The sequence below is a fragment of the Streptomyces sp. NRRL S-37 genome (genome assembly GCF_000721605.1).
Classification (GTDB): domain Bacteria; phylum Actinomycetota; class Actinomycetes; order Streptomycetales; family Streptomycetaceae; genus Streptomyces.
Genome location: NZ_JOIZ01000019.1, coordinates 161,441 through 173,432 on the forward strand (window position 1 = coordinate 161,441; position 11,992 = coordinate 173,432).

General features: G+C 71.5%; 13 protein-coding genes. 12 read left to right on the top strand and 1 reads right to left on the bottom strand.

The window, feature by feature from the left end:
* Positions 1-19: 19 nt before the first annotated feature.
* Complete coding sequence (prcA, locus tag IH50_RS0126475; RefSeq protein WP_030867325.1) at positions 20-778, top strand: proteasome subunit alpha; 759 nt, start codon at positions 20-22, stop codon at positions 776-778.
* A gap of 774 nt (positions 779-1,552) precedes the next feature.
* On the opposite strand, the gene IH50_RS0126480 is transcribed toward prcA, so the two are convergent.
* Positions 1,553-2,575, bottom strand: a complete 1,023-nt coding sequence (locus IH50_RS0126480; RefSeq protein WP_030867328.1) for a LacI family DNA-binding transcriptional regulator — start codon at positions 2,573-2,575, stop codon at positions 1,553-1,555.
* Positions 2,576-2,669: 94 nt separating this feature from the next.
* Here IH50_RS0126480 and IH50_RS0126485 point away from each other — a divergent pair, with 94 nt between their 5' ends.
* From IH50_RS0126485 to IH50_RS0126535, 11 genes are all read left to right on the top strand, one after another.
* Positions 2,670-3,929, top strand: a complete 1,260-nt coding sequence (locus IH50_RS0126485; RefSeq protein ID WP_030867330.1) for an MFS transporter — start codon at positions 2,670-2,672, stop codon at positions 3,927-3,929.
* A 9-nt stretch (positions 3,930-3,938) separates the two neighbouring features.
* Positions 3,939-5,300 (top strand): Pup--protein ligase, encoded by a 1,362-nt coding sequence (gene pafA / locus IH50_RS0126490; RefSeq protein WP_004933460.1) that lies wholly within the window; start codon positions 3,939-3,941, stop codon positions 5,298-5,300.
* Between the two features lie 201 nt (positions 5,301-5,501).
* On the top strand, positions 5,502-6,482 hold the full coding sequence (locus tag IH50_RS0126495) for an FKBP-type peptidyl-prolyl cis-trans isomerase (protein ID WP_030867333.1): 981 nt from the start codon (positions 5,502-5,504) through the stop codon (positions 6,480-6,482).
* 56 nt (positions 6,483-6,538) lie between these two features.
* Positions 6,539-6,910, top strand: a complete 372-nt coding sequence (locus IH50_RS0126500; protein ID WP_006132299.1) for an FKBP-type peptidyl-prolyl cis-trans isomerase — start codon at positions 6,539-6,541, stop codon at positions 6,908-6,910.
* A 123-nt stretch (positions 6,911-7,033) separates the two neighbouring features.
* Positions 7,034-7,987 carry a helix-turn-helix transcriptional regulator gene (locus IH50_RS0126505; RefSeq protein ID WP_030867338.1) on the top strand — a complete coding sequence of 318 codons (954 nt, stop codon included), beginning with the start codon at positions 7,034-7,036 and terminating at the stop codon, positions 7,985-7,987.
* Between the two features lie 18 nt (positions 7,988-8,005).
* Positions 8,006-9,001: a helix-turn-helix transcriptional regulator gene (locus tag IH50_RS0126510; RefSeq protein WP_078914105.1), complete on the top strand. Its 996-nt coding sequence runs from the start codon at positions 8,006-8,008 to the stop codon at positions 8,999-9,001.
* 53 nt (positions 9,002-9,054) lie between these two features.
* On the top strand, positions 9,055-9,348 hold the full coding sequence (locus IH50_RS0126515) for a hypothetical protein (RefSeq protein WP_030867342.1): 294 nt from the start codon (positions 9,055-9,057) through the stop codon (positions 9,346-9,348).
* Positions 9,349-9,358: 10 nt separating this feature from the next.
* Positions 9,359-9,553, top strand: coding sequence for a hypothetical protein (locus tag IH50_RS0126520; RefSeq protein WP_030867345.1), 195 nt, complete (start codon positions 9,359-9,361; stop codon positions 9,551-9,553).
* 236 nt (positions 9,554-9,789) lie between these two features.
* Complete coding sequence (tatA, locus tag IH50_RS0126525; RefSeq protein ID WP_030867349.1) at positions 9,790-10,071, top strand: Sec-independent protein translocase subunit TatA; 282 nt, start codon at positions 9,790-9,792, stop codon at positions 10,069-10,071.
* A gap of 92 nt (positions 10,072-10,163) precedes the next feature.
* Positions 10,164-11,033, top strand: coding sequence for a twin-arginine translocase subunit TatC (gene tatC / locus IH50_RS0126530; protein WP_051767460.1), 870 nt, complete (start codon positions 10,164-10,166; stop codon positions 11,031-11,033).
* Between the two features lie 31 nt (positions 11,034-11,064).
* A complete protein-coding gene (locus tag IH50_RS0126535) occupies positions 11,065-11,955 on the top strand; it encodes a diacylglycerol kinase (RefSeq protein WP_030867353.1) in 891 nt (296 codons plus the stop codon).
* Positions 11,956-11,992 lie beyond the last annotated feature (37 nt).

Here is an 11,992-nt window from a genome sequence, read left to right on the forward strand (position 1 = left end):
AGAAAGGGACGGATAACCGGTGTCGACGCCGTTCTATGTCTCACCTCAGCAGGCGATGGCGGACCGGGCGGAGTATGCCCGGAAGGGGATCGCGCGTGGTCGCAGCCTTGTGGTGCTGCAGTATGCCGACGGGATCGTGTTCGTCGGTGAGAACCCGTCCCGTGCGCTGCACAAGTTCAGCGAGATCTATGACCGGATCGGGTTCGCCGCGGCCGGTAAGTACAACGAGTACGAGAATCTGCGGATCGGGGGCGTGCGGTACGCCGATCTGCGGGGTTACACCTATGACCGGGATGATGTGACGGCCCGGGGTCTGGCGAACGTGTACGCGCAGACGCTGGGGACGATCTTCTCGAGTGTGGGGGAGAAGCCGTACGAGGTGGAGCTGGTGGTGGCCGAGGTCGGGGAGACCCCGGAGTTCGACCAGATCTACCGGTTGCCGCATGACGGGTCCATCGTGGACGAGCACGGCTCGGTGGCGGTGGGGGGTAACGCGGAGCAGATCAGCGGGTATCTGGATCAGCGGCACCGGGACGGGATGACGCTGGCGGAGGCGCTGAGGCTGGCGGTGCAGGCGTTGTCGCGGGACACCAATGGCAGTGAGCGGGAGATTCCCGCGGAGCGGCTGGAGGTGGCGGTGCTGGACCGTACGCGGCCGCAGAAGCGGAAGTTCAAGCGGATCGGAGGGCGTCAGTTGTCCCGTCTGCTGGAGGCGGGCGGTGCGGAGACGGCCTCCGAGGCGGAGGCCGAGACGGACTCCGGCGGGGACGTCGAGTAGTGGGGGTGTGCGTCTGACGCCTGCGAGGTGCCTGCGGCGCGGCTTCGGTCCGGTGGGGTTGGGGCAGCGCCTGCGGTGTGGCGTTCGGCCCGGTGGACGGGATGCCCGCGGTGCGGCTTTCGCCCGGCGGGCGGGGCTTGCGCCTGTGGTGTGGCTTGCGGTCCGGGGGGTGGATGCCTGCGGCGCCTGTGCGGCTTCGGTGGGGGCTGGGGTAGCGCCCACGGTTGGTGGGTGGGTCGGGGCCGCGTCGGGGGTGTCCGTCCTCGGACTGGCGCGACTGCGCTCGCCGGAGGGGGCGCGGGGCGCGGACGCGCCAGCCACTGCGGGCGGCCACCCCCGCCCCGTCCCCTCCCCGCCGTACGCGACTACCGCTACCGCCGCCGCCCCGCCCTCCGCGGGCAGTCGTATGCCGCGCAATCCGCGGGCAGTCGTGCCTCCCCCAGTGCCTCAAGGGCCTGGGAGGTACCCCCAGGGCGGCACGGGTGGGCGATGGGGGTACCTCCCGCTCGAGCGCAGGTGAAGCCACCCCCGGCCCACACCAATGCGGGGCACCCCGCAACACGCGCCGGGCCGCGCACCCCCGGTCGGCACCCACGCCGGGGCACCCGCGAGGCGCCGGCCCGCGCAACCCCCGGCCCACGCCGAACACCGGGGCACTCGCGAGACGCCGGGTCGTGTAAACCCGCCCGGCCGGCACCAGCGCGGGGCACCCCGTAAGCCGCCGGGCTGCGAGCCCGCCCCGCTCGGCACCGGCACGGAGGGCCGCCGCGGCCCTCAGCGGGGTACGGGGGCCGTGGACCCCCGTACCACCAGTTCGACCGGGATGTCGCCCGCGGCGGGGGCGCGGCCCTCCAGGACCGCCAGCAGCGCTTCCATCCCCCGCTCGCCGAAAAGCTCCGCGTCCAACCGCACCGTGGTCAGCTCCGGGTCGATCGCGCTCGCGAGGGCCAGATCGTCCAGGCCGGTGACGGAGAGGTCCTCGGGGACACGCAGTCCCAGACGCCGTGCGGCCTTGTACGTGCCGGCCGCCAGGTGGTCGTCGTCGCAGACCACGGCGGTGGGGCGGTCCGGTGTCGCCGCCGCCTCGCGGAGCGCGGCCTCCGCCGCCGCTTCCGCTCCCTTGATCGAGATCGGTGCCCGTGCCGTGCGCAACGACGCTGCGGGAACCTCCCGCAGTCGTGCCGCCAGTTCCCGTGCGCGTACCTCGAAGGTCCAGGACGCCACGTCGGCCGCCAGGTGGAGGAAGTGGCGGTGGCCCCGTGCCAGGAGGTGGTCGGTGAGCTGGTGGACGCCGTCGGCGATGTCGAGGTTGACCGTGGCGGTGCCCACGCTGGCCTCGGGGTCGCTGTCCAGCATCACCAGTGGCAGTGCCTCGCCGCGGATGGCGGTGAGGGCTTCGGCGGCCATGGAGGAGGCGATGACGCCGTCCAGGGCGGCTTGTGCGGACGCGAAGGGGTCGCGGGCGGGGCCGATGCCTTCGGGGGAGGGGTAGAGGACGACGCCGAAGCCGTGCCGGGCGGCGACCCGGGCGGCGCCGGTGTAGACGCCGGCGAAGAACTCCGTGGTGAGGGCGGGGACGACCAGGAGGACGGTGCGGGTGCGGCCCAGGCGGAGGTTGCGGGCGGCCAGGTTGGGGCGGTAGCCCAGGGTGCGCGCGGCCTCCCGGACGCGTTCGGCCGTGGTCTCGGAGACCCGGCCGCGCCACTTGTCGCCGAGGACTAGGGAGACGGCGGCCTGGGAGACGCCGGCGGCCCGGGCGACGTCCCGGCTCGTGGGGCGGGTGCCGGCTCGGGGCATCGTCGGGCCGCTCCTTCGTCTGGACTGGTGGACAGCGGACATGGTACGTATGGGGAGCTTAGTTATACGTAAAACTTCCAGTGAAGGGGCCCGCATGGCCACGGGATACCTGGAGATCCTCCGGGCGCGGCACGCCACCCGGCTGCTCGTGGGGACGCTCGTGGGGCGGTTGCCCAACGCGACCGCCGCCATCGCGATCGTGCTGTTCGTGCGCGCGGAGGGCGGTACGTACAGCCTGGCCGGCGCGCTGGCGGCGGTGTACGGCGTCGCCAACGCCGTGGGGCAGCCGGTGCTGGGGCGGCTGGTGGATCTGCGCGGGCAGCCGGGGGTGCAGTTGCCGGCCGCCGTGCTGTCGGCGCTGGCGATGGCCGTGTTCGCCTTCGTGGGAATCGGGTCGCCGGCGGTGGCCTATGGCGCCGTCGCCGCCGCGGGGCTCTTCACGCCGCCCCTGGAGGGCGGGCTGCGTGCGCTGTGGTCGTCCGTGCTGCCCGGGGAGGACCATGTTCACCGGGCGTACGCCATGGACGCAGTGGCGCAGGAGGTGATGTTCACCGTCGGGCCGCTGCTGGTGACGGTGTGCGCCTCGTGGTGGTCGGCGCAGGCCGCGCTGCTGGTGCTGAACGTCATCGGGGTGCTGGGCGCCCTCTCCGTGGTCGTCTCGCCGCCCTCGCGGGCCTGGCGGTCGGCGCCGCGCGAGGCGCACTGGCTGGGTGCGCTGCGCTCGCCGGGGCTGCTCGCGCTGCTGGGTGCCTTTCTGGCCGTGGGGATGGCGCTGGGGTCCATCACGGTGGCGGCGGTGTCGTACGCGGACGAGCACGGCGGCGACCGGGTGTACGGCTGGCTGATGGCGGGGATCGGGCTGGGTGCCCTGATCGGCGGGGTGGTGTACGGCGCGCGGCAGTGGAGCGGTGAGCCCGCGCGGCGACTGCGGGTGCTGGTGGCCCTTCTGGCTGTGTGTTACCTGCCGCTGATGCTGATGCCGGGTGCGGTGGCCATGACGTTGCTCATGGTGGTCGCGGGGTTTTTCCTGGCGCCGGCCATCGCCTGTGCCTTCGTGCTCGTGGACCGGCACGCGCCGCGCGGGACGGTCACGGAGGCGTTTTCCTGGCTGGTGACCACCTTCACCGTCGGCGCGTCGGTCGGAACGGGTCTCACCGGTCCGGTCGTCGAGGCGGGCGGGGCGCTGTGGGGGTTCGCCGTGCCGGGGGTCGCGGGTGGTGTGTCGCTGCTGGTTTTGATCGCCACCGGACGGGTATTGGCAGTTCCCGCCGGGAGAGCGGTGGTCGCGGCCCGTTCGGAAAATGATCCGAATCGTGCCGTCGAACCTCGTTTCAGGTCGGGGGATCGGGCGTAATGTTCCCTCATGGACCGCCGCATTTTCGGGCTGGAGAACGAGTACGGCGTCACGTGCACGTTCAGGGGACAGCGCCGCCTGTCGCCTGACGAGGTGGCGCGGTACCTCTTCCGCCGTGTCGTGTCATGGGGCCGCAGCAGCAATGTCTTTCTGCGGAACGGCGCCCGCCTCTATCTCGACGTGGGGTCACATCCGGAATACGCAACGCCGGAATGTGACAACGTGACCGAACTGGTCACCCACGACAAGGCCGGCGAGCGCATTCTCGAGGGACTCCTGGTGGACGCCGAACGACGCCTGCACGAGGAGGGAATCGCGGGCGACGTCTACCTCTTCAAGAACAACACCGACTCCGCGGGCAACTCGTACGGCTGCCACGAGAATTATCTGGTGGCCCGGCACGGGGAGTTCTCGCGGCTCGCGGACATCCTCATTCCGTTCCTGGTGACAAGGCAGCTCCTCTGCGGTGCCGGCAAGGTGCTGCAGACGCCGCGCGGCGCCGTGTACTGCGTCAGCCAGCGGGCCGAGCACATCTGGGAGGGCGTCTCCTCGGCGACGACCCGCTCGCGGCCCATCATCAACACGCGCGACGAGCCGCACGCGGACGCCGAGCGCTACCGCCGGCTGCACGTCATCGTGGGCGACTCGAACATGTCCGAGACGACCATGCTGCTCAAGGTCGGCGCCACCGACCTGGTGCTGCGCATGATCGAGGCGGGCACCGTGATGCGCGACCTCACCCTGGAGAACCCGATCCGGGCGATCCGCGAGGTCAGCCACGACATCACCGGGCGCAGGAAGGTGCGTCTGGCCAGCGGCCGGGAGGCCTCCGCGCTGGAGGTGCAGCGCGAGTACTACGAGAAGGCGCTGGACTTCTGCGAGCGCCGGGGTATCCGCACGGGCACCGTCGAGCAGGTGCTGGAGCTGTGGGGCCGTACGCTGGACGCGATCGAGGCCGAGGATCTCGACCGTATCGGCACCGAGATCGACTGGGTCATGAAGTACAAGCTGCTGGAGCGGTACCGGGCCAAGCACAACATGACGATGTCGCACCCGAGGGTCGCGCAGATAGACCTCGCCTACCACGACATCCACCGTCGGCGGGGTCTGTACTACCTGCTGGAGAAAAAGGGACAAGCGGCCCGGATCTGCAACGATTTGAAGATCTTCGAGGGCAAGTCCGTTCCTCCGCAGACCACTCGGGCCCGGCTGCGGGGCGATTTCATCCGGCGGGCCCAGGAGCAGCGCCGTGACTTCACCGTCGACTGGGTGCACCTCAAGCTGAACGACCAGGCCCAGCGCACGGTGTTGTGCAAGGACCCGTTCCGCTCGGTGGACGAACGCGTGGAGAAGCTGATCGCCGGAATGTGAGCGGGTACGGCGCCCGATGCCCGGAGGCCCCTCGGTCTCCGGGCATTCGGGCGTTTTTCCGGAGGGAGGGCGGCGGCGGGCGCTGGTCGTGGGCTCGCACGGCGTTCATGGCCACGGCGTGTCCCGGCGTGAGCCGCGTGCGGGGCAGGTACGTCGTAGAGTGGCGGCCATTGCCCCCCACCCCCGATTCCAGTGAGACTGATGAACTACAACATGAAACGACGCGTCGCGGCGCTGCTGGCCGTTCCCGCACTGCTGCTCACCGCCGCGTGCGGGTCGGACGACGACAGCAACGGCGACAAGACGGGAGGCGTCGCACAGGTCGACGGGAAGGCCGGGGAGAAGCCCGAGATCTCCGTTCCCGAGGATGGCGAGCCGTCCGAGAAGACCGTCGTCGAGACGGTCTCGGAGGGCAGCGGCACCGCGATCAAGGCCTCCGACTACGTCCGGCTGGACTGGACGGTCGAGAAGTGGGGCGGCGACCAGGAACTCGGCGGCACCTGGGCCGCGCCCGCCGCGGACGGCAAGGCGCCCCATCAGCAGTCCGTGGAGCAGGTGGGCAAGCAGAGCCGCCAGCTGCCCCCCAAGGTCCTCGACGCCCTGAAGGGCAAGAAGCCGGGCAGCCGGATCCTTGTGCAGGGCACCGCGGGTGAGCTGATCGGCGAGAACCTGAACACCTCGTCCGGCATCGCCGCGAAGGACGTGCTGATCTGGGTGGTCGACCCGGTCGGTGCCGCCGCCGTCGACGCCAAGGCCGAGGTCGAGGGCGAGCAGGCGGCCCCGGAGGAGGGGATGCCGGAGGTGAAGGCCCCGTCGCAGAAGGCGGCGACCATCACCGTCCCCAAGGGCGCCAAGGCCCCCAAGGAGCTCGAGCAGCAGGTGCTGATCAAGGGCGACGGCAAGAAGGTCGAGGCCGGTCAGGGGCTCATCGCCCAGTACACCGGTGTCAAGTGGGAGGACGGCAAGAAGTTCGACTCCTCCTGGGACCACGGGGGCGCCACCGCGTTCCAGATCGGCACCGGTGCCGTGGTGGCCGGCTGGGACCAGGGCCTCGTCGGCAAGAACGTGGGCGACCGGGTCCTGCTGGTGATCCCGCCCTCTCTCGGTTACGGCTCCAACCCCCAGAGCGAGCTGGCCAAGAACACCCTGGTCTTCGTGGTGGACATCCTCGGCACCGTCTGACCCGGAAAGTCTGTGAGACTGTTCCTGACGCAGGTCACGCAACAAGGAGAGAACAAGTGAGCATCGACAAGCCCGAGATCGACTTCCCGGGCGGCGAGCCCCCGGCGGACCTCGAGATCAAGGACATCTGGGAGGGCGACGGCGAGGTGGCGAAGGCGGGCCAGACCGTCACCGTGCACTACGTCGGTGTGGCCTTCAGCACGGGCGAGGAGTTCGACGCCAGCTGGAACCGCGGCACCCCCTTCCGCTTCCCGCTGGGCGGCGGCCGGGTCATCAAGGGCTGGGACCAGGGCGTGCAGGGCATGAAGGTCGGCGGCCGTCGTCAGCTGACCATCCCCGCCCACCTCGCCTACGGCAACCAGAGCCCCACCCCGGCGATCAAGCCCGGTGAGACCCTGATCTTCGTGGTCGACCTGCTCGGCGTCTGATCCGACCGGAGCCGATCATCCGGGGCCCATGCCTGTCCGGGCATGGGCCTCCGGCTTTTACCGCGCCACCTCGGGGCGGTACGGTCGTCGCTCGTAAGCACCATAGGGAGGCGAAGCGGGTCGATGGCCATTGCCAAGGCCGAGCGGCTGATGAATCTGGCGCTGTGTCTGCTCGGGACGCGCCGGCCCCTCAGCAAGCGTGAGCTGCGTGAGTCGATCGAGGCCTACCTCGAAGCGGGCTCCGACGACTCCTTCAATCGCATGTTCGAACGCGACAAGGATGATCTGCGGGAACTCGGACTGGTCATCGAGACCGTGGAGAACCTCGACGGCGAGGTCGGTTACCTGGCCCGCCGCGACAGCAACCGGCTGCCGCCCATCACCCTCGACGCCGAGGAGGCCGCCGCCCTCGGGCTCGCCGCCAAGGTGTGGCAGCAGGCCCGGCTCGCCGGAGCGGCCAGCGGCGCCCTGCAGAAGCTGCGCGCGGCCGGTCTGCCCGAGGACGTCGACCCGTACGGTGCCCATGGCGCGCTGGAGCCGCGCATCCCGGTGCACGAGGCCGCGTTCGAGCCGCTGATGCTGGCCTGCCGCGACCGCCGTCCTGTCGTCTTCGACTACCGCAAGGCCAACGCCGCCCAGCCCGGACAGCGGCACGTCGAACCGTGGGCGCTGGAGTGCTGGCGCGGCCACTGGTACCTGGCCGGCTGGGACCGCGACCGGGGCGCCGAGCGGGTCTTCCGGCTCTCCCGGATCACCGGGAAGGTGCGCTCGCGCGGCGGCCGGTTCACCGTCCCGGTGCCGGACGTCGTCACCGTGCGGGAGACCGTGGCGAGCTGGGCGGGGGAGAGCGCGGACCGTTCGGCGCGGATCCGGCTGCGCTCCGACGCCGGTTACCCCCTTCGGGCGAAGGCCACCGTGGTGCGGGAACTCGGTGACGGCTGGGACGAGTTGGAGATTCCGTACGGGCACGGCCTGGACGCCTGGCTGGTGGAGTTCGGACCGGACGTGGTGGTCCTGGAGCCCGCCGAGCTGCGGGCCGACGTGATGGACCGGCTGCGTGCCGTGGCCAAGGGCTGAGGGGGAGCGGAGAAGGACGTGGCAGGCAAACCGGTCAGGCCCGTGAACGCCATCGACCAGACCCGGCGGATGCTCTCCCTGGTGACGTATCTGCGGGAGCGTCCCGGCGCGCGGATCGAGGACGTGGCGCGCGCCTTCGGGATCACCGAGGACGAGCTGGTCTCCGACCTCGACGTGCTGCCCATGTGCGGCACCAGCTTCCGCGGCGGCGATCTGCTGGACATCGACACCGACGGTGAGCGCATCTGGTGGCACAATCCGGCCGCCCTCGGCGCGGAGGCGGCCGAGCCGCTGCGGCTCGCCGCCGACGAGGCCACCGCGCTGCTGGTCGCCGCCCGCGCCGTGGCCACGCTGCCGGGGCTGCGCGAGGGCGACCGGCAGGCGCTGCTGCGGGCCACCGCGAAGGTGGAGACCGCGGCCGGCGAGGCGGCCGGCGCCAGCGCCCGGCTGTCGGTGACCTTCGAGTCCGAGGGCGGTGTCTTCGCGGACGTCGACCGGGCCATCGCCGAGCGCCGCAGACTGTGGATCCGCTACTACTCGCCCGCGCGCGACGAGGTCACCGAGCGGGAGATCGACCCCATCCGCCTGGTCAGCGTCGGGCACACGTATGTCGAGGCGTGGTGCCGGCGCTCCGAGGCGCGCCGTACCTTCCGGCTCGACCGGGTCGCCGAGATCCGCATCCTCGACGAGCCGTCCGCGCCGCCCGAGGTCGAGCTGCGGGACCTGTCGGAGGCGCTGGTGCAGCCGGCGGCCGAGGATCCCGAGGTCGTGGTCGAGGTCGGGCCGGGCGGCCGCTGGGTCGCCGAGTACTACCCGCACGACAGCGCGGACGAGCTTCCCGACGGCGGGTTGCGTATCACTCTGCGCACGCCCGACCCGGCCTCGCTCAGACGGCTGGCCCTGCGGCTCGGCCGCGACGGCCGCATCGTGGAGCCGCGTGCGCTGGCCGACAGCGCCCGGCAGGCGGCCCGTGAGGCGCTGGCGGCGTACGACGGGGTCGAGGCGGCCGGATGACCGGCCCCGCACACGGTGCGGGACGGACAGGACGACAGGCAGGAGCGAGGGCTTTGAGCGAGTCGGCGGCGTCCGGTACGCGGACCATGACGGCGGCGTCCGCGTTCGCGGGGATGAGGAATGTGGCCCCGGTGAGGTTCCGGGCGGGCTGCCCGGACTGCCGGGAGCGTTTCGAGCTCGCCGCGAGCGCGCTGCGCCTGGCCATCGGCGCCAGCAGCCGCACCACGTTCTACTCCTTCACCTGCCCCGCGTGCGGGGCGGCCGTCCGCAAGCCGGCGGGGGAGCGGATCGTGGAGCTGCTCACCGGCGGCGGGGTCCGGACACTGCGGCTGCACTCGACCGTCTAGGCTCGCCCTCATGTTCTGGCCGATGTGCGCGGTTGCGGTGGGGTTCCTGGGTCTGCTGGTGCTCGGGGTGTTCGCCGTCAGGGTCTTCGTCGAGGCGGAACGGCTCGGCAGGCAGGTCACGGACTCGGCCCGTCGTATCGGCCGTGCCGCGGAGGACCTGGAGCGCGCGGCGGCCGGCGCGGCCCGCTCCGCCGAGTCCCTCTGAGCGGTTCCGGCCGGCTCCCGGCGCGGCTTCGCCCTTGTCACCGTGCGGGTCCCGGCAGGTACGCTGCTGATCGCGGACCGGAGAACGAGGCCCGGACCGCGGACGGGAGTACGCACAGGGATTGCCGGACGTTCACCCCTGAGCGTTACGATCGCTGTCAGCACCGTCGTTCGGACGCATGTCCGGCCGGTCGGACAGCCACCCACCCACCCGCCTCGGTGAGAAGGTAAAGACTTATGGGACGGCTCGGCCCCACCGAGATCATTCTGATCCTCGTCGTCATCATCCTGCTGTTCGGCGCGAAGAAGCTCCCGGACATGGCGCGGTCGCTCGGCAAGTCCGCCCGCATCCTCAAGAGCGAGGCGAAGGCGATGAAGGACGACAACAAGTCCGCCGCCCCCGCCGACCCGCCGGTCCCCGGCGAGCAGCCCCCGGCGCAGCGCACCATCCAGGCCGCCCCCGGCGACGTGACCAGCTCCCGCCCGGTCACGGAGCCGACGGACACGACCAAGCGCTGACGCAGGGCCGGTGAACTCCGGCCCGCCGCACGAGATGGGAACGTGGGTTGCTCAAGTCTGCCCGCAAGCAGGAGAGGGATCCCGAGGGGCGGATGCCCCTCGTGGAACATCTGCGTGAGCTGCGCAACCGGCTCGCCAAGGCCGTCGTCGCGATCGTCGTGGTGATGATCGTGGCCGCGTTCTACAGCGAGCAGCTCATGCAGTTCCTCGCGGAGCCGGTGCCCAAATGCGAGAACCTGACGAACAGCGACGGTGGTAACTGCGCCATCGTCTCCTTCAACACGCTGACGTCGCCGTTCACCACGACGATCAAGGTGAGCCTCATGGCCGGCCTGATCGTCTCCAGCCCTGTGTGGCTCTACCAGCTCTGGGCCTTCGTCGCCCCCGGGCTGCACAAGCACGAGAAGAAGTACACCTACTACTTCGTCTCGGCCGCGGTTCCGCTGTTCGCCGGCGGCGCCTACCTGTCGTACGTCATCCTCCCCGTCAGCATCAAGGTGCTGCTCAGCCTCACCCCCGGGGGATCGGCCAACATCCTCTCGCTCGACGAGGTCCTCGACTTCACCATCAGGATGGTGCTGGTCTTCGGCCTGGCCTTCGAGCTCCCCCTGCTGCTCATCATGCTGAACCTGGTCGGCATCGTCTCCGGCCGTCGCATGGCCGGCTGGTGGCGCGGTGTCGTCATGGGCGTCTTCGTCTTCGGCGCGGTCGCGACGCCCACCACGGACCCGGTGGGGATGATCGCCCTCTCCGGACCCATCGTCGTCCTCTACTTCGTCGCCGTGGCGTTCTCGCTGCTCAACGACAAACGGCGGGCCCGCAGGGAATCCCAGGGCCCCGCCGACGACGAGGCGTCCGAGCTGGACCTCACCCCGGAGTCCATCGATCCGGTGGAACCCGTGGCCGCCCTGCCCGAGCAGGCGACCAAGGACCGGGTCAACGGTTATGACGACGTGACCTGAGGACCGCCCCGCAGCTCATAGGGTCATCCCCGTGACCAGCGAGATCACCCTCTTCGTCAACCCCACCGCGGGCCGCGGCCGGGGCGCCCGCGCGGCGCGGCCGGCCGCTTCCGCGCTGCGGGACGCCGGCTTCTCGGTGCGGACCGTGCTCGGCGACGACCCGCAGGACGCCCTGGACCGGGCGCGCGCCGCCGTCGAGGAGGGCACCGGCGCCCTGATCGCCGTCGGCGGCGACGGCATGGCGAACCTCGCCCTGCAGGCCGTCGTCGGCACCGGCACCCCCTTCGGCCTGGTCGCCGCCGGGACCGGCAACGACTTCGCCCGCGCCCTCGGCATGCCCCTGCGGGAACCGGCCGCGGCCGGCCGGATGATCGCCGACGCCCTCAAGTGCGGCCGGGTCCGCGACATCGACCTCGGCCGGGTCGGCGACCGCTGGTTCGGCGCCGTGCTCGCCTCCGGCTTCGACTCCCGGGTCAACGACCGCGGCAACCGGATGCGGCTGCCCCTCGGCCGCGTCAAGTACGACGTCGCGATGGTCGCCGAGCTGGCCGCCTTCCGTCCGCTGCCCTACCGGATCACCCTCGACGGCGGCGAGGTCCGCGAGGTCGAGGCGGCGCTGGTCGCCGTCGGCAACGGACCGTCGTACGGCGGCGGCATGCGGATCTGCCCCGGCGCGGACCTGACCGACGGGCTGTTCGACATCACGGTGGTCGGCGAGTGCAGCCGGGCCACGCTGCTGCGGGTCTTCCCCCGGGTGTACCGGGGCACGCACGTCGGCCATCCCGCGATCACCGTGCTGCGGGCGGCGAGCGTGGAACTGGCCGCCGAGGAGGTCACCGGGTACGCGGACGGGGAGCCGGTGGGTCCGCTGCCGCTGACCGCGCGCTGCGTGCCGGGCGCGCTGCGGGTCGTCGGCCCCTGAACCGGGCGGCCCCGCCGCTCGCAGGGACGGTTCCGGA